Genomic DNA, 22,266 nt, shown 5'->3' with positions numbered 1-22,266 from the left:
CCCACCCCGCGGCGACGCGTTCCAGCTCCCCGATGTCCACCTCGTCACCGGACATCCGCTCCCCCTCCCGTCAGGATCGTCGCGAACGCGTCAAGCGCCCGCGAGCCCTCATCGAAGTACCCCGAGTGCGCCCCCATGCCGAATCCGGTGGGCCCCTCGGCGTCCACCGCCGTCGCCCCGAACGACGGTGCCGCCGGGTCCATCCCGAGCCCCAGCTCCACGCCGAACCACCGGCGAAGCCCCTGCGCGGCGCCGTCCGTCGCGCCGACCCGAGGGATCGGATCGTCGGAATCGCGGGCCACGAAGACCGGCATCCCCAGCTCCGACGCGGACCGCACCGGGCCGGCACCCGGGGAGCCGAGCAGCACCATCGCGTCGACGGTGCCCGCCAGCGCCCCGCCCGCGCCCGCCGTCGCCACCGTCGTCGCCCCGTAGCTGTGCCCGAAGACCACGACCCGCGGATCGTCGGGCCGCATCCGCGCGAGGTCGTCGAGGTCGGCCCGCAGCTCGGCGGCGCCCCGTCGGGCATGGGCGCCGGTGAGGACCTGCGCGACGGCCGCCCGGCCCGACGGGGCGTCGTACCCGATCCAGGCCAGGGTCGCCGTCGCGGTCGCCGGGTCCGCGCGACGGGCGGCGACCTGCAGGTTCGCGGCGTTGCGGGTGACCGCCCCGATCGATGCCGCCGTCGTGCCCATGCCCGGGACCACGACGCCGATGGTGCGGGCGGTGTCGAGATCGCCGATCGCGACCGCCACCGCGCCGTCGCCGCCGAAGGCGTCCGGGCCGTACTCGAACAGCTGCACCGTCTCGCCGCCGCGGCCCAGTTCGCGCAGCCGCGCGTCGATCGTCTCGAGCAACCGGCGCCGCGGACCGGGCGGTGCGGCTGCCAGATCCGCGGCGAGGCGGGCGCGGTTCTCCCGGTCCCGCTGCGCGGCGGACGCCGGGCGGCGCTGCGCGCGCACCGGAGTCGACGGTGCCGGCACCCCGCCGCCGAGGGGCACGGCGGCGGGGAGCTCGATCGCGGCGAGACGGGCCGCGAGTTCGCCACCTCCACTGCGGATTTCCGCCGCCGCGCGGTCGAGCGCCGCGTCGAGCTCCTCCGCGGCGCGTGCCTCGAGTCCCGCCCAGCGCTCGTACGCGTCCGCGGGTTCGCCCCGCCACGCCGTCGTCCGCACGACCATCATGGCGTCACGCTAAGCCGCCGCCCTCCCGCGCTCGGGCCGCGAACCGGGTGCGCGGGCACCGTCATCCACAGGACCGCGGTCCTCCACAGGCACGCCGAGGCAGCGCGGCCACAGCGATCATCCCCCGCGCCGCGTCGACGGGGCGTGGGGGACGGTTCCTCCCCCACCGGACGCCGCTCCTCCCGTGGGGGAGCGGTTGTCCCCCACGCGGCGTCGACGTCCCCCGCGCGGCGCTCGTGGTCGCTCCCCGGAGGCGATCTCCGTCGCCGGGTCGCGCACAACCGGGCACGACGGCGGACCACCGAGACCGGGACATGCGTGCGACGCATGGCCTGCCTCACGGATTCGCCTTCTACCTGCGAAGACCGGGCCATGCGTCGCACGCATGGCTCCCGCAGGAGAGACACCGACCCGCCGACCCGCGGGCGGGCGAACAACTACGCTGGACGCATGCGCATCGGAGCCCATGTCCGCAGTGACACCCATCCCGTCGAGACGGCCGAGCAGCTGGGGGTGGACGTGATCCAGATGTTCGTCTCCGACCCCCAGAGCTGGAAGAAGCCGGAGCCGCATCCGCAGACGCAGGCGCTCAGGGATTCGCCGCTGGAGATCGTGGTGCACTCGGCGTACGTCATCAACGTCGCGAGCCTGAACAACCGCCTGCGCATGCCGAGCCGCAAGGCCGTCGAGCAGCAGGCCGCGGCGGCGGCCGACCTCGGCGCCTTCGGGCTCGTGGTGCACGGCGGGCACCTGCGCGACGGCGAGGACCTGCAGGCCGGAATCGACAACTGGCGCAAGCTGTTCACCCGCCAGGAGGAGAAGGGCGGCTTCGGCGTGCCGATCCTCATCGAGAACACCGCGGGCGGCGACGGGGCGATCGCGCGGCAGCTGGAGACCATCGACCGGCTGTGGGACGCGGTCGGCGACCAGGGCGCGGGCTTCTGCCTCGACACCTGCCACGCCTGGGCGGGCGGCGAGGAGCTGATGGGCATCGTCGAGCGGGTCAAGGCGATCACCGGCCGCATCGACCTCGTGCACCTGAACAACTCGCGCGACGAGTTCGACTCCGCCCGCGACCGGCACGCCAACCTGCAGGACGGCACCATCGACCCCGATCTGCTGGCCGACGTCGCCCGCGCGGCCGGAGCGCCGATCATCCTCGAGACCCCGTCCGAGGGCCTCGCCGATGACGTGGCCTACCTCAAGGAGGCCCTGCTGTGAGCACCCCCGACTCCACCCCGGACGGCATCGACCGGACCGATCAGGAGCGGGAGGAGGGCGGCATCGGGCCGCTCTCCCCCGCCGCGCTGGCGCGGGAGGAGAAGCAGGTCCGCGGCGCGCAGGAGTGGGACGACCGGTACCGCGCCACCGAGCTGGTGTGGGGAACGCCACCCGACCCGTGGATCGTCGAGCAGGTGACCGTGCTGCCGCCCGGCCGCGCCCTCGATGTGGGCGCCGGCGAGGGGCGGCACGCGCTGTGGCTCGCGACCCGCGCGTGGGACGTGACCGCGGTCGACTTCTCGCGCGTCGGTCTCGACAAGGCGGCGACGGTGGCCGCGCGCTCGCCGCGCACCGTCCGCGCCCGGCTGCACTGGACCCCGCTCGACATCACCACGGACGAGATCCCCGATCAGCCCTACGACCTGGCTGTCTGGGCGTACCTGCACCCCGATCCGGAGGACCGGGCGGCGGCGATCGCGAAGGTCGCGCAGTCACTGGCACCGGGCGGGCTGCTGCTTCTGCTGGCCCACGAGAAGGCGGACTCGCACCCCGGCCTGCCGACCTTCGGCGCCGCCGAGCTGTCGGAGGCACTCCCGGAGGACATGGTGGTGGAGCACGTGGAATGGCGCGAGAGTGATCCGTACCACGGCACAGGTACTGACCTGGCCGTTCGCGCACGTCGCCGCCGCGGGGAGGCGATCGAGCCCTAGGGGTGCTTGCACTTGTTCGCACGCGGCGAGCGCGATATCCTATCCATATTACCGAGCGGTAACTTACCGAGAGGTAACAGTCCGACAGCCTGATCTGAGAAGGTGGAACAGCCCCATGGGCCATTACAAGAGCAACGTCCGCGACATCGAGTTCAACCTCTTCGAGGATCTCGGCGTCGGCGAGGTGCTGGCTTCCGGTGCGTACGGCGACCTCGATGAGGACACCGCCAAGGAGATGCTGCGCGAGGCGGCCCGTCAGGCCGAGGGCCCCATCGCGGAGTCCTTCGCCGAGGCCGACCGTAACCCGCCGGTCTTCAACCCGGAGACCCACGAGGTCAAGATCAACGAGGCCTTCAAGAAGTCGCAGGCGATCTTCGCCGATGGCGGCTGGGCCTACCTGGGCCTGAACGACGAGCTGGGCGGCACCGACGTCCCCCGCAACCTGTACTGGGGCATCGGCGAGCTCTTCCTCGGCGCCAACCCGCCCGTCTTCATGTTCGCCGCGGGCCCCGGCTTCGCGCAGATCCTCTTCGACGAGGGCACCGACGAGCAGAAGAAGTGGGCGAAGATCGCCGCCGAGCGCAACTGGAACGCCACCATGGTGCTCACCGAGCCGGACGCCGGCTCGGACGTGGGCGCCGGCCGCACCAAGGCCATCAAGCAGGAGGACGGCTCCTGGCACATCGAGGGCGTGAAGCGCTTCATCACGTCCGCGGTGATGGACGGCATGTTCGAGTCGACCTTCCACCTCGTGCTCGCGCGCCCCGAGGGCGGCGCCCCGGGTACCAAGGGCCTGGGCCTGTACTTCGTGCCGAAGCACCACTTCGACGAGCAGGGCAACCTCGGCGAGGAGAACGGCGTCTACGTCACCGGCGTCGAGCACAAGATGGGCATCAAGACCTCCACCACCTGTGAGGTCACCTTCGGCGGCCACGGCAAGCCCGCCAAGGGCTGGCTCGTGGGCGAGGAGATCAAGGGCATCGCGCAGATGTTCAAGGTCATCGAGCACGCCCGCATGATGGTCGGCACCAAGGCCATCGGCACCCTCTCGACCGGCTACCTCAACGCGCTCGACTACGCCAAGCAGCGCGTCCAGGGCGCCGACCTGACCCAGATGGCCGACAAGACCGCGCCGCGCGTGACCATCACGCACCACCCGGACGTGCGCCGCTCGCTGCTCACGCAGAAGGCGTACGCCGAGGGCCTGCGCGCCGTGTACCTGTACACCGCCGCGCACCAGGACGTCCGCACCGCGACCCCCGTCTCGGGTGCCGACGAGGAGATGGCGTTCAAGGTCAACGACCTGCTGCTCCCGATCGTCAAGGGCGTCGGCTCCGAGCGCGCGTTCACGCTGCTCGGCACCGAGTCGCTCCAGACCTTCGGCGGCTCCGGCTTCCTGCAGGACTACCCGATCGAGCAGTACGTCCGCGACTCGAAGATCGACTCGCTGTACGAGGGCACCACCGCCATCCAGGCGCAGGACTTCTTCTTCCGCAAGATCCTCCGCGACCGCGGCGCCGCGCTCGGCCACATCGCCGGCCAGATCACCGCGTTCATCGAGGCCAACGCCGGTGGCGCCTTCGCCGCCGACGTCGCGCTGCTGAAGACCGCCGCCGAGGACGTGCAGGCCATGGCCGCCACGCTCACCGGTTTCGCGCTCGCCTCGCAGCAGGAGCCCAAGGAGCTGTACAAGGTGGGCCTCGGCTCGGTGCGCTTCCTCATGGCGTTCGGCGACCTCATGATCGGCTGGCGTCTGCTGCACCAGGCCGTCATCGCGCAGGCCGCGATCGACGGTGGCGCCGCCGGTGCCGACAAGTCCTTCTACGAGGGCAAGGTCGGCGTCGCGAAGTTCTTCGCCGCCAACATGCTGCCGCTGCTGACCTCCGTCAAGGACGTCGTCGCGGCCGTCGACAACCAGGCGATGGACCTCGACGAGGCCGCGTTCTGATCGTCGCTCCGTAGCAACGAGCACCCGAGGGCGCTCCGACCACCGGTCGGGGCGCCCTCGCCCGTTCCCGGGGTCGACGGTGCGCCCGACCGTGCGGCCACCGCGCGCCCGACGGTGGGCGCGGCACCGTCGGGCAGCCACCGTAGGATTGCTACCGACCTGCGCCGACGACCTCCGGAGAGCCCCGCATGGATGACGACCAGCCGAACGACGTACAGCTCACGGCGGTGAACATCGGCGTCGACGGGGAGCACGGTCCCCTGTTCCACGGCATCGACCTGCAGTTCGGCCCCGGCCTGCACGCCGTGCAGATGCCCGCCGGCCGCGACCAGGACGCCCTGCTGCTCACCCTCGCCGGGCGACTCAAGCCGAACCACGGCACCGTCGACGCGCTCGGGGCGACCACCCCGGGCGCGATCCGGAAGAAGTGCGCCATCGCCGCCTTCGAGGACATCGACGACCTGGACGAGTCGGTCACCGTCGAGACCGTGCTCGCCGAGCAGCGGCGCTGGCTGGCGCCCTGGTACTCGATGGTGCCGCTCAGCGCGGGCAGCCTCGAGATGGATCAGGTCTTCGGCGATCTGGACCGACCCGGGGCGAAGACCCGCATCGTCGAGCTGAGCGATCTGCAGCTGTTCCTGCTGCGGATCACCCTGGCCCTGCTGGGGAACCGGCCGATCCTCATCGTCGGCGACCTGGAGCAGGTCCGCGACAACCCGGGACGCGCCGAGGCCGTACAGCGGCTCGGCGCGATCTCCACCCGCTACACCGTGATCGTCGGGGTCACCAACCCCCTCGGCGGCACCGCCCCGGAGCACACCCTGCACGACCGCCGCGCCCTGACCCGGAAGGACTGATCCCCATGTCCGAGAAGAACTCCGACGACACGTCCGCGAAGAAGGGCTCCTCGAAGGGCGGCCTGGTCCCCATCGCCGCCGGCCTCGCCTTCGGCTCCGAGATCAAGCGCTTCGGGCGCAGTCGGCTCACGCGCGCCGCGATCGTCGTGATGATGCTGCTTCCGCTGGTCTACGGCGCTCTCTACCTGTGGGCCTTCTGGGATCCGTTCGGCCACGTCAACAAGATGCCGGTCGCGCTGGTCAACGCGGACAAGGGGACCGAGGTCAAGGGCCAGAAGATCAACGCCGGCGCCGAGGTGGAGAAGTCCCTTGCTGACGACAAGAGTCTCGACTGGAACATCGTCTCCCCCGCCGAGGCGCAGCAGGGCGTCAAGGACGGCACCTACTACTTCATGCTGGAGCTGCCGGAGAACTTCTCCTCCGCCATCGCCTCCCCCATGACCGGCAAGCCCGAGAAGGCGCAGCTGCGCGCCGTCTACAACGACGCCAACAACTACATCAGCTCCACCATCGGCCAGACCGCGATGTCGCAGGTGCTCAACGCCGTCTCCACCCGCATCTCGGGGCAGGCCGTGAACCAGGTGCTGTCGATGATGATCACCGCCGGGTCCGGGATCGAACAGGCCGCCGACGGGGCCGGGAAGCTCCACGACGGCCTGGTCACCGCGAACGACGGTGCCGCCCAGCTCGCCACCGGCCTCGGGACCGCGAAGACCGGCTCGGCTCAGCTGCGCGCCGGCTCGCAGCAGCTCTCCGACGGCATCACCCAGGCCACCGATCCCCTTCTCGCCGTGACGAAGGCGCTGTCCGGGCTGGGCGGGAACACCGCGCAGCTGCAGCAGAGCGCGGCCGCGCTGGTCGAGGCCGCCGACAAGGCCGGCGTCTTCGTCAAGACGCAGGACACCGCGCTGGCCGGGATCGACGCCGCGATCAGGCAGCTCGCCGTCAGCCCCGATCCCGCGGCGCGACAGTCCGCCGAGGGCCTGCGCGCCGTGCGGGCACAGCTCGCCCAGGCGTCCGTGACGCCCGCCGCGAAGCAGCAGATCATCGCCGCGACCGACGCCGCGGCCACCCTGACCGAGCAGCTCCGCACGCCAGGCAGCCCGCTGCAGACCGTCCTCGCCCAGGTCGGCGCCACCGGCGGCGATCTCACCGCCAAGCTCACCGAACTGCGGTCGGGCGCGCAGCAACTCGCCGCGGGCAACGCCACCCTCGACGACGGCATCACGCAGTTGTCCGACGGTGCCACCCGGCTCTCCGCCGGCACGGTGCAGCTGCGCGACGGCAGCCAGGAGCTGTCCACCAAGCTGCGCGAGGGCGCGGGCGCCGTGCCCAAGTGGTCGCAGGAGCAGACCTCGCAGGTCGCGCAGACCATCGGCGGGCCCGTCCAGCTGGACGCGCAACACGAGAACCGCGCCCCGAACTTCGGCACCGGCATGGCGCCGTTCTTCCTCACGCTGGCGCTGTTCTTCGGCGCGCTGGTGCTGTGGATGGTGTTCCGGCCGTTGCAGAACCGCGCCATCGCCGCCGAGGTGCTGGCGATCCGCGTGGTCATGGCGAGCTACCTGCCCGCGGCCGCGATCGGCCTGTTCCAGGCCGCGATCCTGTACTGCGTGGTGCGCTTCGGATTGGGCCTCGAGGTGGCCCATCCCATCGCGATGGTCTTCTTCATGATGGGGGTGTCGCTGTCCTTCATCGCGTTCACCCAGGCGGTGAACGCCTTCGTCGGGCCCGCCGTCGGCCGCGTGCTCATCATGGCGCTGCTGATGCTGCAGCTGGTGAGCTCCGGCGGCATGTACCCCGTCGAGACCACCGCGAGACCCTTCCAGATCCTGCACAAGTACGACCCGATGACCTACGGCGTCAACGGATTGCGGCAGCTGATCCTGGGCGGCATCGACAACCGCCTGTGGCAGGCGATCGCGGTGCTGGTGTTCCTGTGGGTCGCGTCGGTCACGGTGTCGTGCCTGTCCGCCCGGCGGAACCGGCTGTGGAACCTCGACCGGCTCATCCCCGCGATCAAGATCTGAGCCGCCATCGACACCGCCCCGCGCTCCGGCCACGTCCCCGCCCTCACCGGGCTGCGGGCGCTGGCGGCGTTCGGGGTGTGCGTCACGCACGCCGCGTTCTGGGGCGGCGATTTCACCCCGGACGCGCTCGGCGCCGCCTACGCGCGGCTCGAGACCGCGGTGCCCGTGTTCTTCGCACTGTCGGGGTTCCTGTTGGTGCGGCCGTGGCTTCGCGCGCGGGCCGGAGGCGCGTCGCCGGACGTGCGGCGGTACCTCGTCGCGCGGACCTGGCGGATCCTGCCGGCGTACTGGGTGGTGGTCACCGTCGTCTACGCGATCTACCTGTGGCGGCCCGACGGTTCGCCGCACGGGCACGGGTGGTTCGGATACCTGCGGCACCTGACCTTCACGCAGATCTACAGCGTGGGGTACGTGCACACGGGGCTGACGCAGATGTGGTCGATGTGCGTGGAAGTCGTCTTCTACCTGGCGCTTCCACTGCTGGGACTGTGGCTGGTGCGCGCCCGTCGGGCGTGGGCGGTGCCGGCGACGATGGTCGCGCTCTCGGTCGGTTGGCTGCTGGTGGCCACGGCGACGGAGGTCTTCGGGAAGACGGCACGCTCGTGGCCGCCGGCGTTCGCGGCCGCCTTCGCCGCGGGGATCGTGGTGGCGCTGCTCGTGGATCGGGTGCGGCTCCCGCGGCTGCCACTGCTCCTCGCTGCGGCGGTGGCCTACGCCGTGCTGCTGACGCCGCTCGCCGGGCCGATCGACCTGCGGCTGCCCACGCCGGCGCAGGGGGTCACGAAGTTCCTGCTCGAGGCACTGATCGGCGGGCTTCTGGTGGCGGCGTTCGCGACCGGGCCGTCGCGCGTGCTGGGTTCGCGGCCGATGGTGTGGCTCGGCTCCATCAGCTACGAGTTCTTCCTCATCCACGTGATCGTCATGGAGTTCGTGGTGCTCGACCTCTTCGGCTGGTCACTGTTCGCCGGATCGACGTGGCCGATCGTCGTCGTGACCACCGTGATCACGATCGTGCTGTCGTGGGGGCTGCAAGTCGGGGCGGAACGCGTCCGTGCGGCGGTGAGCCGCCCGCGGGCGGCGGCGGTCGCGGGCGGGCGCTGATTCCCGGAACGGCGGCACCGAGGGCACGGCTCGCGCCGTAGGCGATCCTCGCACCGGGTCCGTGTTGTTCCACGGAAGCGATGCGTCCCGCGCATACCCTCTAAACCTCCAGGTCAGAGGCACTTTTCCACGATCAGGTGATGCGCTGGACGCATACCCCTGCCAGGACGTACACGGCGACGGGGCGGCGGACCGTGGAGCTGGAAGACGGGGGTATGCGCCAGACGCATTGCCCGGCCCGAAGAAGATAGCGTCTACCTGCGGGTTTCGGGGGTATGCGTGGGACGCATAGCTGCTCCGAACAACACCCCGCCCCGCGCGGGCGACGGGCTCAGCGGAGGAGCGTGGCGGTGGTGGCGTCGAGGATCGGGCGGCGCTGGGCGGACGGGGCGTCCCAGAGCTTGCCGGTCAGGACCTCCAGGGCCACGACCTTGGGCTCGAGCTCGCCGAGGGCCTTCGTGCGCTCCTCTCCCGACAGCTGGGCGGCGGCGATGATGCGGTCGTCAAGGGCGAAGACGGCGTCGTCGAGGGCGGCGAGATCGGACTCGGGGCCGTCGATCGCGGAGTCCGCGGGCGGCGGGACGGCGGGCGCGAAGGCGCCGCGGTGCACGTCGGCGATGGCGTAGCGGGTGCGCTGATGCAGCAGCGCCTCGGTGGAGGTGGCGCTGGCCCACTCGGCGGGCGCGCGGCCGGGCCGCCCGGGGATGAGGTCGCCGGAGTTGGCGAAGTCCTGGATGCGCTTGTTGGAGTCGCGGAGGAACCAGATCACGCCGACCAGCAGGAGAATCGCCACCACCGCGATCCCGATGACGATCACGATGCCGAAACTCATGCGGTCCTCCTCGAGATGCGGGTGCGGCGCTGTTCGATGATGAGGCAGCGGTCCTCGACGTAGAGCAGCCCGGCGGCCTCGGCGATCTCGCGCGCCTCCGCGGAGCGGATCCCCAGCTGCAACCAGAGCGCCGTCGCCCCGGCGGCGACGGCCTGCCGGGCGATGTCGGGCGTGAACTCCGCGGGCCGGAAGACGTCGACCAGCCCGACCTGCTCGGGCACGTCGGCGAGCGTGCGATACACCGGCTCGCCGAGGATCTCGTCGGCGTGCGGGTTCACCGGGATGATGCGCCAGCCCCGGTGCTGCATGTAGGCGGGCACGTCGTGCGCCGCCTTCGCCGGATCGACGCTGGCCCCGACCACCGTGATGGTGTCGTAGTCGCGCAGGATCCTCTCGATCAGATCGTCCGTCGCGGTCATGACACCAGCTTAGGCGGCCGGGGCCGACTGCATCAGCCCTCGATGATGGCGGTGATGCCCTGACCGCCGGCGGCACAGATCGAGATCAGCGCGCGACCGCCGCCGTTCTCCTTGATCTGCTTCGCGGCCGAGGCCACGATGCGACCGCCGGTCGCGGCGAACGGGTGGCCGGCCGCCAGCGACGAGCCGTTGACGTTGAGCTTGCTGCGGTCGATGGAGCCGAGCGGCTTGTCGAGGCCGAGGCGGTCCTTGCAGTACTCGGGCGACTCCCAGGCCTGCAGCGTCGCCAGCACCACGGAGGCGAAGGCCTCGTGGATCTCGTAGAAGTCGAAGTCCTGCAGCGTGAGGCCGTTGCGGGCCAGCAGCTTCGGCACCGCGTAGGTCGGCGCCATGAGCAGGCCGTCCTTGCCGCCGACGTAGTCCACGGCCGAGTACTCGACGTCCTTGAGGTACGCGAGCACGGGCAGGCCGCGCTCGGCCGCCCACTCGTCGGAGGACAGCAGCACCGTCGACGCGCCGTCGGTGAGCGGCGTGGAGTTGCCGGCCGTCATGGTCGCGTCGCCCAGCGAGACGCCGAAGACGGGCTTGAGGGTCGAGAGCTTCTCGACGGTGCTGCCCGGGCGCAGGTTGTCGTCGCGGGTGAGGCCGAGGTACGGGGTGACCAGGTCCTCGAAGAAGCCGCGGTCGTAGGCGGCGGCCATGTTGGTGTGGCTGAGGTAGGCCAGCTCGTCCTGCTCGGCGCGGGAGACGCCCATCTCCTTGGCGGTGATGGCGGCGTGCTCGCCCATCGACATGCCGGTGCGGGGCTCGCCGTTGCGCGGGATGTCGATGCCGAGGTTCGCGGGGAGCTTCCCGAGCAGCTTGAGGCGGTCGACGGTGCTGCCGGTGCGGTTGAGCTCGAGCATCACCTTGCGCATGCCCTCGGAGACGCCGATCGGGGCGTCGGAGGTGGTGTCGACGCCGCCGCCGACGGCCGCCTCGTAGCGGCCGAGCTGGATGCCCTGGGCTGCGGCGTTGATCGCCTGCAGGCCGGTGGCACAGGCCTGCTGCACGTCGAAGGCGGGCGTGTACGGGCTCAGGGGGCTGCCGAGCACCGACTCGCGGATCAGGTTGAAGTCACGGCTGTGCTTGAGCACGGCGCCGCCGACCACGGCGCCCAGCTGCTCGCCCTGCAGGTTGAAGCGGCTCACGAGACCATTGAGGGCAGCGGTGAACATGTCCTGGTTGCTGGCCTTCGCGTACGCACGGTCCGAACGCGCGAAGGGGATCCGGTTTCCACCGAGGATGGCGACCGGACGGGTTTCGATGTTTGCCACGGGTTTCTCCCAGTGATCGAGGGTTGCTACTACCGAGTATTCTTACTCTGGAGTAAGTTGCTTGTCGATAGCCTATCGGAACCCCACACGGATGAGGTACCTCACATGCCTGATGCACCCAGCACGGACTTCTACGCGGCCTTCGTGAAGTCGGGCCCCGGCTCCTTCCTGGCCAGCCGCCTCGGCCTGCCGCAGCCGCCCGTCCTGCGCCGCTACCAGGCCGGCAAGCCCGCGCTCGCCGGCCCCGTCCTCCTCGGCGGCAAGGGCCGCCTCGTCGAGCCCGTCCGCGAGCTGCTCGCCGACTACGACCTCGTCGTCAACAACGGCGGCGCCCGCGGCGCCGAGAAGCTCGGCGGCGCGGTCTTCGACGCCACCGGCATCACCAACATCGACGACCTCAAGGGCCTGTACGAGTTCTTCGGCCCGCAGATCCGCTCCCTGGGCAACAGCGCCCGCCTCGTGGTGCTCGGCACCACCCCCGAGCTGATCCAGGACCTCGACGAGCACATCGTCCAGCGCTCCCTCGAGGGCTTCACCCGCTCCGTCGCCAAGGAGCTGCGCGACGGCGCCACCGCCCAGCTCGTCTACGTGCACCCGGACGCCGCCACCGGCGCCTCGGGCCTCGCGTCGACGCTGCGCTTCCTCCTCTCGGGCAAGTCGGCGTACGTCGACGCGCAGGTCATCCGCATCACCGACAAGGACGCCGCCGCGCCCGCCGACTGGGACAAGCCGCTCGCCGGCAAGGTCGCGCTGGTCACCGGCGCCGCCCGCGGCATCGGCGCCACCATCGCCGAGGTCCTCGCGCGCGACGGTGCCCACGTCATCGCCGCCGACATCCCCGCCGCCGGCGAGGCCCTGTCCGAGGTCGCGAACAAGGTCGGCGGCACCGCGCTGCCGCTCGACGTGACCGCGCCGGACGCCGGCGCGAAGATCGCCGAGCTGGTGAAGTCGCGCCACAGCGGCCTCGACATCGTCGTCAACAACGCCGGCATCACCCGCGACAAGCTGCTCGCCAACATGGACGAGGGCAAGTGGAACTCGGTCATGGCTGTCAACCTCAAGGCCCCGAAGCAGCTGGTCGACGACCTGCTCGCCGCCGGCGCGCTGAACGAGGGCGGCTCCGTCGTCGACGTCTCGTCGATCGCCGGCATCGCGGGCAACCGCGGCCAGACCAACTACGGCGCGACCAAGGCCGGCGTCATCGGCATCGTCGACGCCTACACCCCGGTCCTGGCGAAGAAGAACATCACCATCAACGCCGTGGCGCCCGGCTTCATCGAGACCGCCATGACCGCCGCGATCCCGCTGGCCACGCGCCAGGCCGGCCGCCTCATGAACTCGCTGCAGCAGGGCGGCCAGACCGTCGACGTCGCGGAGACCATCGCCTACTTCGCCGCGCCCGCCTCGGCCGCCGTGACCGGCAACGTCGTGCGCGTCTGCGGTCAGAGCCTGCTGGGGGCCTGATCATGGCGACCAAGACCACCGTGCTGCAGGCGCCGCCGTCGAGCCTGTCCGTGCTCACGCGCGGGCTGCGCGGCATCCTGCCGGTCGTCGGCAAGCAGGGCAAGCTCACGCCGGAGACCCCGCTGCCGGATCGAGCCGTCGAGCTCACCGTCGACGTGGATCCTGCGCGGGTCGGCGAGTACTGCGAGGTCGTCGGGCTGAAGAACACCGGCGAGGTGCCCGTGATGTACCTCTACGTGCTCTCCTTCCCACTGATCATGGACCTGTTCCTCTCGGACGACTTCCCCGCCGCGGCGGTGGGGTCGGTGCACGTGGAGAACACGATCACGCGCCGCCGCCGGGTGGAGCCGGGCGAGAAGCTGACGCTGCGCACGTCCGTCGGCAACCTGCGCGAGCACCGCAAGGGCATGCTGATCGACTTCACGACGGAGTTCACGGACGCGTCCGGCGCGTCGGTGGCGTCCGAGGTGTCGACGATGCTCATCCAGCAGCGGACCTCGCTGTCGGGCGAGCCGTCCGGCCCCGCGCCGAAGGAGGGTCGCCCCGGCGCCCCCGACGCGCTGCTCTCGGCCGACGGTGCGCTGATCCGGCACTACGCGTCCGTCGGCGGCGATCGGAACCCGATCCACATGTCGCCGTTGGGCGGCAAGGCGTTCGGCTTCCCGTCGTCGATCGCGCACGGCGGCTGGACGGCCGCGGCGATGCTGCGCGTCGTCGAGGGCCACGTGCCCGACGCGCTCGTCTACCACGTGCGGTTCGGGCGCCCGGTGATCCTGCCCGCGAAGGTCGGCCTGTACGTCTCGCGCGACGAGGCCACCGGCGGCACCGAGATCGTCGCGAAGGACCTGAAGAAGGGCTTCCCGCACGTGACGGCCACCGTCACGCCGCTGTAAGCCCTGTTCTCCGACGTGCCCGCCCGGCCTCGGCCGCGGCGGGCATCGTCGTCTCCGGGTGCGGTCGTGCGCGCCGGGGGCGGGGGCAGTAGTCGTTCAGAAGAGCGATGCGCGCCACGCATACCCCTCATCGCACCAGGTCAGTGCCACTTTCAGCACCCGAGGCGATGCGCCGGGCGCATTACCAGCGCCCAGAAACAGCTTCTGACCTGGCACTACCGGGGTATGCGTCGGACGCATCGCTTCGCGGAGCGACTACACACCCGCCGTGCCCGCGCACCCGCCCACCGGGCCGGGTGGGGCCGGGCGGGCCGGGCACCGTCGGGCGACTACTCCGGGCGCTCGCCGCGGATGCCGCCCCAGAGGAACGAGGTCATGATCTCGACGGCGCGGTCGAGCTCGACCTTGCCGGTGGCCAGACGGTCCGCGATCGCCTCGCCGGAGCCGACGAGGGCGACGGCGTAGAGCTCGAAGTCGGTGTCCTCCGGCGCGTACTTGGCGGCCTCGCGGAGCAGCACCGCGGTCATCTCGACCACCCGCTCGCGGTTCACCTCGGTGAGCGCGGCGAACGCCGCCTGGCCGGTCGCCTCGCGGTAGATCACGCGCCAGGCGTCGCGGTTCTCGTCAACGTACTTGAGGAAGCCGGCGATCACCGAGCGCAGGCGCTGCAGGGGCGGCAGCGTGGGGCTGGCGTCGAACTCGATGCTGCGCATGAACCGGCCCGCCTCGCGCGTGACGCAGGCGGCGAAGAGCTCGTCCTTCGACCCGTAATACAGGTACAGCATCGGCTTGCTGATCTGCGCCTCGCGGGCCACCGCGTCCATCGACGTCTCGTAGAAGCCGTTGCGCGAGAACACCTTGATGGCGGCGTCCAGCATCTGCTGCTCGCGCACCGCGCGCGGCAAACGCTTCGTCCCACCGGCCATCGGCGTCCTCCTTACTCTCGAGTCAGATACTAGCCCACGAGGTTACTCGCAAGTAAGTTCCGGTGAAATCCGTTCGGAATCAGCAGCGTACGGCGTGCTTCGCGCGCGCCACTCGCAGCACCGAATCGTCGAGCTGCTTCGCCGTGATCCGCTTCGCCTTCACCGACGCCTCGACGGCGTCGATGGCCGCGGTCAGCTGGTCGGTCGAGATCCACAGCGCCACGTCGGCGCCGGCCTCGAGCGACTTCGCGACGGCCTGCGGCACGCTGAACCGGTCGGTGATCGCCTTCATGCCGGACAGGTCGTCGGTGAAGATCGGGCCGTCGAAGCGCTTCGCCCCGTACCCGACACCGTCGCGCAGGAGCCGCATCGTCGCGGGGCTGAGGCTGGTCGGCAGGCCCGGCTCGGTGAGCCCCGGCACCGTCAGGTGGCCGACCATGACGCCCGCGTCACCGGTGTCGACGGCGGCGCGGAACGGCACCAGGTCCTTCTGCTTGAGGCGGCTCAGCGGCGGCACGCTCACGCCGCCCTGGTGCGAGTCGCCCGACGAGCTGCCGTGGCCCGGGAAGTGCTTGAACACCGGGTACACGCCGCCGTCGCGCAGGCCCGCGGCGAAGGCCTGCGAGTACTGCACCACCGCAGCGGGATCCGCCGAGTAGGAGCGGTCGCCGATCACCGAGTCGTCGGGCTGCGCGGAGACGTCGGCGTCGGGCGCGAAGTCCACCGTGATCCCCTTGGACTTGAGCAGCTTCCCGATCCGTGCGCCCTCGGCGCGCGCCTGCGGCACCGTCATCGTCTTCGCCAGCTCGCGCGCCGAGACGAGGTTCGCACCGGGAACACGCGAGACGCGGCCGCCCTCCTCGTCGACGGAGACCATCGCCGGCACCTTCCCGGCCTTCGCGACCGCCTGCAGGGTCCCGCCCGAGAACACCGCGCGATCGGTCCAGCTACCGATGAACACGCCGCCCACGCCCTGCTGCACGGCGCGCCGGGCGTCGGCGGCGTCGCGCACGCCGACCATGAGCAGCTGCCCGACCTTCTCGCGCACCGAGAGCTTCGCGAGGAAGTCCGCACCGCACGTCGCCGGGCGTCCCGCACCCGACGACGGTGCCGCCGACATGGTCGCCGACGGTGCCTGCGCCGCGGTCGTCGCGGACGGCGGGGCGTCGGGAGTGGACGGGCCGCACGCCGCGACGCCGGCCGCGGCGATCACCAGGATCGTGAGGTTCCGAAACTTCTGCATCAGCGCCAGTCTGTCAGATCGGGTCGGCTATCGGGACAGTCGAAGCAGCTTGCCGGTGAGGGTCGTCGCGTACAGCGCGGCGCCGTCCCATCCCGGGCCGCGACCGAACCGCACCGACGTCACGCCGCGGTGGCCGGTCGCGATCGTGCACTGCGCGCCGGTCGCCGGATCGAGCCGCACGACGGTCCCGGGCAGGTCGAGCGCGACGTAGACGGCACCGTCGGGCCCCACGGTGAGGTCGTCGGCGAAGTGCCCCGGCCCGAACCCGGGCACCTCGTAGCGGCGCGGCCGGTCGGGCCGCGCGGGATCGATGGCGTAGAGCCGCGTGGTCACGGTGGTGGCCGTCGAGGCCCACAGGCGGCCGGAGGCACCGTCGAACCAGAGGCCGTTGACGGGCTCGCCGCGCAGCGCGAAGGGCACGGGCGCGCCGCCGGGCGCGGTGGCGACGATCCCCTGCCGCGGGCCGAGGACGGTGCTGGTCACGGCGCGGCCGTCGGGCAGGAGCGCGAGGCCGTTGGGCATGGTCAGCCCGGACGCGACGACGCGAGCCGCGCCGGTGGCCGGGTCCACGACGGTCACCGTGCCGTCCGTCCTCCCCAGCAGCCCCGACGGTGCGCTGTTCGCCGTCGCGACGTGCACCGCGCCGTCGCGCACCACGATCCCGCCGGGGTTCGGCAGGTCGACGACGGTGCGCAGCGCGCCGGGCGCGGTGCCCGCGAGCAGGCTCCCCTTCCCGGTGACCACGTTCTGCCGGGCCAGGTAGACGGTGCCAGCGCCGTCGAAGGCGAGGTTCTCGAGCGTGCCCATCCCGGACCGCAGGACCGTCGTGCGCCAGCCTCCGCAGGCCTGGTTCGACGGTGCCGCTCCCGCCGTCGCGGGAGTCACCGCGAGCGCGGCGAGCGCGGCGGAGGCGAGGGCGGCGGCGCGGAGCGGGGTGCGGCTTCTTCGCATGCGCGCAGTCTGGCAGGCGGGGGAAAACCAGCCCGGGGGCGCGTCCGCGACGCGCCGGACTCGCCCGGACTTGCATCTTGCAACCGAGGCGTTTCGGCGTAGCCTGGAGGCATCAGGTAACCGTGAAGATCGAGGTGATCCGCATGAGTGTCCCCGTCAAGGTTCTGATCGCGTACGACGGCTCCGAGTCCTCCCAGCGCGCCGTCAAGTACGCCAGCAAGGTGCTCGCGCAGGGCCGCGACGCCGAGGCGATCGTCGTCACCGCGTGGGAGTCCACCATCCACCAGGCCGCCCGGCTGTCCGCCATGTCGGGCGTCGCGGGGGCCGGAGCCGCCGAGACCGCGCTCACCCGCGAGAGCGACGTGGTGCACGCCGAGGCGAAGAAGACGAACCAGCAGGGCGTCGACCTGGCGGCCGCGGCCGGCTTCACGGCGCACGGCGAGCTCATCGAGGTCTCCACCACCGTGTGGACCGCGCTCATCGCCGCGTCGGACACCTTCGACGTCGACGTCATCGTCTCCGGCAGTCGCGGCGTCTCGGGCATCCGTTCGCTGTGGCATTCGTCCGTTTCCGAGCACGTGCTGCGCGGATGCAAGCGGCCGGTCATGATCGTGCCGTCGGGCTGCGCGGAGCTGGACCTGTAGACTTTCCCGCATGGACCGCACCTCGATCATCGCCAGCGCCACCGCAGCGCTCGCCGGCATCGTCGTCGCCGTGGCCCTCGCACTGGTGAGCGGCGCGGCCGTCGCACAGACGTCGCCGACCACCGACCCCGCCGCCGTGTCGAAGGACAAGGGCTTCCTGCAGGGCTCGTCGGCGTACGGCGAGCGCGACGACTCGGGTGCCAACAAGTAGCCCCCACTTCTCCGACGAGCCCCTGACCCGCCGCGCAGGCGCGTGGGCGTTCGTCGCCCTGCTCGCGCTGAGCTTCCTCAGCGCGCCCGGGAAGGTCGTCGCCGACACCAAGCTCGACCTCACGGCCAACCCCATCGGCTTCCTCGCGCGCGCGGCCAACGTCTGGTCCAGCCAGTCCCCGCTCGGCCAGGTGCAGAACCAGGCCTACGGCTACTTCTTCCCGCACGGCGCGTTCTTCGCGCTGGGCCAGTTCCTGCACGTCCCGCCGTGGATCACGCAGCGCCTGTGGTGGGCGATGCTGCTGTTCGCGGGCTTCTGGGGCATCGTCCGGCTCGCCGAGGCGCTGGGCACCGGCTCGCGCGGCAGCCGCGTCGTGGCCGCGGCCGCGTTCGTGCTGGCCCCGCAGGTGCTCACGACGCTGGGCGCGATCAGTTCCGAGACCGCGCCGGTGATGCTCGCGCCGTGGGTGCTGCTCCCCCTGGTCCTGTTGTTGCAGGGCGCGGACGTGCCGCTGCGGAACCTGGCCGCCCGCTCGGCGGTCGCGGTCGCGCTGATGGGCGCGGTGAACGCCGTCGCCACGGGCTTCGCGTGCGCGGTGGCCGCACTGTGGTGGCTGCTGCACGTGCGCTTCGGCGCCGGGACCGGCCGCTTCTGGCGCTTCAGCGCCTGGTGGGCGGTGTGCGTGGCGCTGGCGACCACCTGGTGGATCGTGCCGCTGCTCATCATGGGCCGCGTCAGCCCGCCGTTCCTCGAGTTCATCGAGTCCTCCCGCGCGACCACGCAGTGGGCGTCGGTGCCGGAGGTGCTGCGCGGCACCACGTCGTGGAGCCCGTTCATCTCCGACGAGCGCGGCGCCGGCGCGATGCTCACCACCTCCCCCGCGGCCGTCGTCGTCACCGGCCTGGTCGCGTGCGCCGGCATCGCCGGGCTCACCATGCGGCGCATGCCCAAGCGCGGGGTCTGGGCGACGGTGCTGCTCGTCGGGCTGGCGGGGATCGGCGCGGGCTACGCCAGCGGCCTGGGCTCCCCGTTCGCCGAGCCGGTGCGGGTCTTCCTCGACAGCGTCGGCGCGCCCCTGCGCAACGTCTACAAGCTCGAGCCCTTCCTGCGGTTGCCGCTGGTCCTGGGCATGGCGCACCTGCTGGCCCGGGCGCCGCTGCCCGGCACCGTCGGCCTGGCGAAGGTGCGGCGGGCCCTGGCGCACCCCGAGCAGGACCGCCTCGCCGCGGGCGCCCTGGCCGTGGTCGTAGTGCTCGCGCTCGCGGGCGGCATGGCGTGGACGGGCAAGCTCGCGCCGCGCGGGCCGTACGACAAGATCCCCGACTACTGGTCCCAGGCCGCCGACTGGCTGTCGGCGCACGCCGCCGGGACCGCGCCCGGCCAGGCCCGCGCCGAGCGCGCCCTCGTCGTGCCCGGCGCGCCCTTCGGCGCGCAGCTGTGGGGCCTCACCCGCGACGAGCCGATCCAGCCCCTGGCCGAGACGCCGTGGGCCGTGCGCGACGCGATCCCGCTGAACCCGCCCGGTGCGATCCGCGCCCTCGACTCGGTGCAGCGCCTGTTCAGCGCGGGCACCCCGTCGGCCGGGCTGGCCGCGACGCTGCGCCGCCAGGGCATCTCCTACCTCGTGCTGCGGGCCGACCTCGACCCCGGCACGTCGCGCTCCGCCCGGCCCGCGCTGGCCCGCGCCGCGATCGAGGGCTCGCCCGGGATCAGCGAGGTCGCGCGCTTCGGCGCGGACATCGCGCCGCCGACCGTCGAGAAAGTGGTCGTCGACTCCGGGTTGCGGCCACCGCTGCCGGCCATCACGATCTACCGGGTCGACGGCGGCGCCCCCACCGGCCCGTACGTGGCCGACCTGGCGACGATGCCGCGCGTCGCGGGCGGGCCGGAGGCGCTGCTGGGGCTGCAGGCCGACGCCGCCGCGTCGGGCCGGCGCGAGCTGGGCGCGGCGCTGCTCGCCTCGGACGCGAAGGACGCGGGCCTGCCCGACGGTCCGCTGACCGTCACCGACACGCCCAAGCGGCGCGAGACCGACTACGGCCGCGTCGACGACCACAGCTCCGCGATCCGCACCGCCTCCGATCCCCGTCGAACGCTGAACCGGCTCCCCGACTACCCGGCGGCGGGACTGGTCGACGGGACGTGGCAGGGCGCGACGGTATCCGCGTCCAGCTCGGCCGCCGACGCCACGCAGCTCGGCACCGTGCTCCCCGGCGCGGGGACCGCCGCCGCGGTGGACGGCGACAAGAACACCGCGTGGGTCTCCTCCGGGCTGGACCACGCGATCAACCAGTGGCTGCAGTTCACGCTGCCCGAGCCCCGCGCGGACCTGTCGGTGACGGTCACCGTCGGGCGCGCACTGGGCCCCGCGGTCACGCGCCTGCTCATCACCACCGAGGCGGGCACCGTCTACTCCGATCCCGTCACGGCGGGCACGCCCATCACGCTGGTCGCCCCGTCGGAGCCGACGCGCTGGGTGCGGATCACCGCCGCCGAGACCGCGGACCGCACCTGGGGCAACCAGTTCGCCATCACCGAGGCCGAGCTCACGGACACCCGGTCGAAGCAGTCGATCCCCGCGCGGCACGACGTCGCGCTGCCCGCGTCCGGGCCGGCGCAGCGCTGGGTCTTCGGTCAGGACACGATGGGCCGCTCCGGCTGCGTCGTCACGCCCGGCGAGAACGGCGCGCCGGGACCGGTCCAGTGCGCCGACATCGCCATCGGGCCGGAGGAGCCGGGGCCGCTGCGGCGCACCGTCGATGGTCCCGGGGCAGCTGCGGTGACGCCGTCGCTGACGGTCCGCGCGCGCCCCGGCCAGGCGCTGTCGGCGCTGCTCGGGGCGCCGGGCGCGCCGTCGGCGTTCGCGGAGTCGGCGGTCGGCGACGGCCGGGCGAGCTCCGCCGCGGCCGTCGACGGGGACCCGAACACGGTCTGGTCGGCGCCGCAGTCGGTCACCGAGCCCACGTCGCCGAAGCCGGTGCTGCGGCTGCGGCTGCCGTCGCCGCAGGTCGTCGGCGGCCTGACGCTGCGGCTGCCCGGCGGCGAGGCGCCCGCTCGGCCCATGCGAATCGGCGTCGACCTGGGCACGGGTCGGCAGGTACGCGAGCTGCCGTCGGGCGATTCCGTCACCGTGAAACTCGAACCGGCCGTGACGGATTCGATCTCGATCTCGCTGCTCGACTGGGACGAGCGGATCAACATCAACGACTTCGGCTTCCCGGAGAAGATGGCGCCCGGGCTCGCCGAGGTGCGGGCCGTCGGCCCCGACGGGGCGCCCGTCCCCGGATCCGATCCCGCGCCCGCGGACCGTCCGGTCGTGGTGCCGTGCGAGACCGGCCCGACGGTGCGGATCGGCGACCGGCTGCTGCGCTTCCGGATCGAGGCGGGAGCGCGGGAGCTGCGCGACAGTGCGCCCGTCCGCGCGGTGGCCTGCGACCCCGCGCCGGTGCCGCTGCCGGCCGGGAAGGCGCAGGTCGTGGCGTCGCCGGGGCTCGCCTTCAGCGTGGACTCGCTGTCGCTGGACACGCCGGCCGCCGCCGAGGCATCGCCCCGGGACGAGAGCGTGAAGGTGCAGAGCTGGACCCCGGACCGCCGGGTGGTCACGGTCAGCCGGCCCGATGCCGATCAGGTGCTCGTCGTCCCCGAGAGCCGCAACTCCGGCTGGGCCGCGACGGGGCCGGACGGCACGCCGCTGCGCGCCGTGACGGTGAACGGCTGGCAGCAGGGTTGGGTGGTGCCCGCCGGGACCGACGGTGCCGTGACCCTGCGGTTCGCGCTCAACGCGCCGTACCGGATCGGGCTCTTCGGCGGGCTCGTCCTGCTGGTGATCCTCGCGGCGCTGGCCCTGGTCCCGGGCTCGCGGCCGCGTGCCGACGGCGGGCCGGTGCGCGCCTGGCAGCCGGGGGTCGCGGCGGGCCTGGGGATCGGCGCGGTCGCCTTCGTGCTGAGCGGCTGGCCGGGGCTCGCGCTGTGGGCGGCCGCCGGCCTCGCGACGTGGGTGGTCTCCGGGCTGCACGTGTCAGCGGACCGTCGGGCGGCGATCCGGGTGTTCGGCGCCTCCGGCTTCGTACTGGCGGGGATGCTGCTGCTCGCGACCGGCCCGTGGCACGCCGAGGCCGGTTACGTGGGCCACGGCCCCTGGCCGCAGGGCCTGGCCCTGGCCGGCGTGCTGCTGATGGCCTGGTCGACGGTGCCGCCCACCCGCTTCCTGCGGGGGCGCGGCGGCGCGTCCGGCGAGGACGAGCGCGAGGCCGGCGGCGCGAAGTAGGCCTGCGGGCTGGGTGTTGTCTCGCAGAGAAGCGATGCGCGCCACGCAT

18 protein-coding genes are annotated in these 22,266 nt (G+C 72.3%); 11 read left to right on the top strand and 7 right to left on the bottom strand.

Annotation, left to right across the window (positions count from 1 at the left end):
• Positions 1 to 44: 44 nt before the first annotated feature.
• Complete coding sequence (locus ACLQ3K_RS05485; protein WP_425997656.1) at positions 45 to 1,184, bottom strand: alpha/beta hydrolase; 1,140 nt, start codon at positions 1,182 to 1,184, stop codon at positions 45 to 47.
• A gap of 450 nt (positions 1,185 to 1,634) precedes the next feature.
• On the opposite strand from ACLQ3K_RS05485, the gene ACLQ3K_RS05480 reads away from it, so the two are divergent.
• The 6 genes from ACLQ3K_RS05480 (at position 1,635) to ACLQ3K_RS05455 (ending at position 9,051) form a co-directional block, all read left to right on the top strand.
• Positions 1,635 to 2,405, top strand: a complete 771-nt coding sequence (locus ACLQ3K_RS05480; RefSeq protein WP_425997654.1) for a deoxyribonuclease IV — start codon at positions 1,635 to 1,637, stop codon at positions 2,403 to 2,405.
• Positions 2,402 to 3,115 carry a class I SAM-dependent methyltransferase gene (locus ACLQ3K_RS05475; protein ID WP_425997652.1) on the top strand — a complete coding sequence of 238 codons (714 nt, stop codon included), beginning with the start codon at positions 2,402 to 2,404 and terminating at the stop codon, positions 3,113 to 3,115. The genes ACLQ3K_RS05480 and ACLQ3K_RS05475 overlap by 4 nt, the downstream gene beginning before the upstream one ends.
• A gap of 115 nt (positions 3,116 to 3,230) precedes the next feature.
• Positions 3,231 to 5,063 (top strand): acyl-CoA dehydrogenase, encoded by a 1,833-nt coding sequence (locus tag ACLQ3K_RS05470; RefSeq protein ID WP_336669711.1) that lies wholly within the window; start codon positions 3,231 to 3,233, stop codon positions 5,061 to 5,063.
• Positions 5,064 to 5,251: 188 nt separating this feature from the next.
• Complete coding sequence (locus ACLQ3K_RS05465; protein WP_425997649.1) at positions 5,252 to 5,920, top strand: hypothetical protein; 669 nt, start codon at positions 5,252 to 5,254, stop codon at positions 5,918 to 5,920.
• Positions 5,921 to 5,991: 71 nt separating this feature from the next.
• Positions 5,992 to 7,950, top strand: coding sequence for a YhgE/Pip domain-containing protein (locus ACLQ3K_RS05460; protein ID WP_336670131.1), 1,959 nt, complete (start codon positions 5,992 to 5,994; stop codon positions 7,948 to 7,950).
• A gap of 6 nt (positions 7,951 to 7,956) precedes the next feature.
• Positions 7,957 to 9,051 carry an acyltransferase family protein gene (locus ACLQ3K_RS05455; protein ID WP_425998129.1) on the top strand — a complete coding sequence of 365 codons (1,095 nt, stop codon included), beginning with the start codon at positions 7,957 to 7,959 and terminating at the stop codon, positions 9,049 to 9,051.
• 331 nt (positions 9,052 to 9,382) lie between these two features.
• Here the strand turns inward: ACLQ3K_RS05455 and ACLQ3K_RS05450 are convergent, their stop codons facing one another.
• The 3 genes from ACLQ3K_RS05450 to ACLQ3K_RS05440 are packed head-to-tail and all read right to left on the bottom strand — an operon-like array spanning position 9,383 to position 11,618.
• Positions 9,383 to 9,883 (bottom strand): hypothetical protein, encoded by a 501-nt coding sequence (locus tag ACLQ3K_RS05450; RefSeq protein ID WP_425997647.1) that lies wholly within the window; start codon positions 9,881 to 9,883, stop codon positions 9,383 to 9,385.
• On the bottom strand, positions 9,880 to 10,302 hold the full coding sequence (locus tag ACLQ3K_RS05445) for a CoA-binding protein (RefSeq protein WP_425997645.1): 423 nt from the start codon (positions 10,300 to 10,302) through the stop codon (positions 9,880 to 9,882). Before ACLQ3K_RS05445 ends, ACLQ3K_RS05450 begins: the two co-directional genes overlap by 4 nt.
• A gap of 32 nt (positions 10,303 to 10,334) precedes the next feature.
• On the bottom strand, positions 10,335 to 11,618 hold the full coding sequence (locus ACLQ3K_RS05440) for an acetyl-CoA C-acetyltransferase (RefSeq protein WP_224647706.1): 1,284 nt from the start codon (positions 11,616 to 11,618) through the stop codon (positions 10,335 to 10,337).
• Between the two features lie 105 nt (positions 11,619 to 11,723).
• Here ACLQ3K_RS05440 and ACLQ3K_RS05435 point away from each other — a divergent pair, with 105 nt between their 5' ends.
• Both ACLQ3K_RS05435 and ACLQ3K_RS05430 read left to right on the top strand, forming a co-directional pair.
• Entirely contained in the window at positions 11,724 to 13,082 is a 1,359-nt protein-coding gene (locus ACLQ3K_RS05435) for a 3-oxoacyl-ACP reductase (RefSeq protein ID WP_425997643.1), read from the top strand.
• A 2-nt stretch (positions 13,083 to 13,084) separates the two neighbouring features.
• The gene (locus tag ACLQ3K_RS05430) at positions 13,085 to 13,975 is read left to right on the top strand and encodes a MaoC family dehydratase (RefSeq protein ID WP_425997641.1); all 891 of its coding nucleotides are present in this window, start codon (positions 13,085 to 13,087) and stop codon (positions 13,973 to 13,975) included.
• Between the two features lie 329 nt (positions 13,976 to 14,304).
• Here the strand turns inward: ACLQ3K_RS05430 and ACLQ3K_RS05425 are convergent, their stop codons facing one another.
• From ACLQ3K_RS05425 to ACLQ3K_RS05415, 3 genes are all read right to left on the bottom strand, one after another.
• Positions 14,305 to 14,901, bottom strand: a complete 597-nt coding sequence (locus tag ACLQ3K_RS05425; RefSeq protein WP_224647710.1) for a TetR/AcrR family transcriptional regulator — start codon at positions 14,899 to 14,901, stop codon at positions 14,305 to 14,307.
• A 79-nt stretch (positions 14,902 to 14,980) separates the two neighbouring features.
• Complete coding sequence (locus ACLQ3K_RS05420; protein ID WP_425997639.1) at positions 14,981 to 16,144, bottom strand: glycoside hydrolase family 3 N-terminal domain-containing protein; 1,164 nt, start codon at positions 16,142 to 16,144, stop codon at positions 14,981 to 14,983.
• A 27-nt stretch (positions 16,145 to 16,171) separates the two neighbouring features.
• A complete protein-coding gene (locus ACLQ3K_RS05415) occupies positions 16,172 to 17,095 on the bottom strand; it encodes an SMP-30/gluconolactonase/LRE family protein (protein ID WP_425997637.1) in 924 nt (307 codons plus the stop codon).
• A 143-nt stretch (positions 17,096 to 17,238) separates the two neighbouring features.
• On the opposite strand from ACLQ3K_RS05415, the gene ACLQ3K_RS05410 reads away from it, so the two are divergent.
• Genes ACLQ3K_RS05410 through ACLQ3K_RS05400 form a run of 3 tightly spaced genes read left to right on the top strand, consistent with a single transcriptional unit; the run spans position 17,239 to position 22,217 of the window.
• Entirely contained in the window at positions 17,239 to 17,739 is a 501-nt protein-coding gene (locus tag ACLQ3K_RS05410) for a universal stress protein (RefSeq protein WP_068524678.1), read from the top strand.
• A 10-nt stretch (positions 17,740 to 17,749) separates the two neighbouring features.
• Positions 17,750 to 17,950 carry a DUF2613 family protein gene (locus ACLQ3K_RS05405; protein ID WP_068523508.1) on the top strand — a complete coding sequence of 67 codons (201 nt, stop codon included), beginning with the start codon at positions 17,750 to 17,752 and terminating at the stop codon, positions 17,948 to 17,950.
• A complete protein-coding gene (locus ACLQ3K_RS05400; RefSeq protein ID WP_425997634.1) occupies positions 17,937 to 22,217 on the top strand; it encodes an alpha-(1->3)-arabinofuranosyltransferase domain-containing protein in 4,281 nt (1,426 codons plus the stop codon). Before ACLQ3K_RS05405 ends, ACLQ3K_RS05400 begins: the two co-directional genes overlap by 14 nt.
• Positions 22,218 to 22,266: the final 49 nt, after the last annotated feature.

Source organism: Tsukamurella sp. DT100 (assembly GCF_049844855.1).
Lineage (GTDB): Bacteria > Actinomycetota > Actinomycetes > Mycobacteriales > Mycobacteriaceae > Tsukamurella.
This window is presented reverse-complemented; position numbering and strand designations above follow the sequence as displayed.

Bases quoted from the DNA above. Each gene is read 5' to 3' on its own strand.
- ACLQ3K_RS05480 (WP_425997654.1), top strand. From the start codon at position 1,635: ATGCGCATCGGAGCCCATGTCCGCAGTGACACCCATCCCGTCGAGACG.
- ACLQ3K_RS05450 (WP_425997647.1), bottom strand. From the start codon at position 9,883: ATGAGTTTCGGCATCGTGATCGTCATCGGGATCGCGGTGGTGGCGATT.
- ACLQ3K_RS05485 (WP_425997656.1), bottom strand. From the start codon at position 1,184: ATGATGGTCGTGCGGACGACGGCGTGGCGGGGCGAACCCGCGGACGCG.
- ACLQ3K_RS05405 (WP_068523508.1), top strand. From the start codon at position 17,750: ATGGACCGCACCTCGATCATCGCCAGCGCCACCGCAGCGCTCGCCGGC.
- ACLQ3K_RS05445 (WP_425997645.1), bottom strand. From the start codon at position 10,302: ATGACCGCGACGGACGATCTGATCGAGAGGATCCTGCGCGACTACGAC.
- ACLQ3K_RS05420 (WP_425997639.1), bottom strand. From the start codon at position 16,144: ATGCAGAAGTTTCGGAACCTCACGATCCTGGTGATCGCCGCGGCCGGC.
- ACLQ3K_RS05425 (WP_224647710.1), bottom strand. From the start codon at position 14,901: ATGGCCGGTGGGACGAAGCGTTTGCCGCGCGCGGTGCGCGAGCAGCAG.
- ACLQ3K_RS05435 (WP_425997643.1), top strand. From the start codon at position 11,724: ATGCCTGATGCACCCAGCACGGACTTCTACGCGGCCTTCGTGAAGTCG.
- ACLQ3K_RS05430 (WP_425997641.1), top strand. From the start codon at position 13,085: ATGGCGACCAAGACCACCGTGCTGCAGGCGCCGCCGTCGAGCCTGTCC.
- ACLQ3K_RS05470 (WP_336669711.1), top strand. From the start codon at position 3,231: ATGGGCCATTACAAGAGCAACGTCCGCGACATCGAGTTCAACCTCTTC.
- ACLQ3K_RS05465 (WP_425997649.1), top strand. From the start codon at position 5,252: ATGGATGACGACCAGCCGAACGACGTACAGCTCACGGCGGTGAACATC.
- ACLQ3K_RS05410 (WP_068524678.1), top strand. From the start codon at position 17,239: ATGAGTGTCCCCGTCAAGGTTCTGATCGCGTACGACGGCTCCGAGTCC.
- ACLQ3K_RS05415 (WP_425997637.1), bottom strand. From the start codon at position 17,095: ATGCGAAGAAGCCGCACCCCGCTCCGCGCCGCCGCCCTCGCCTCCGCC.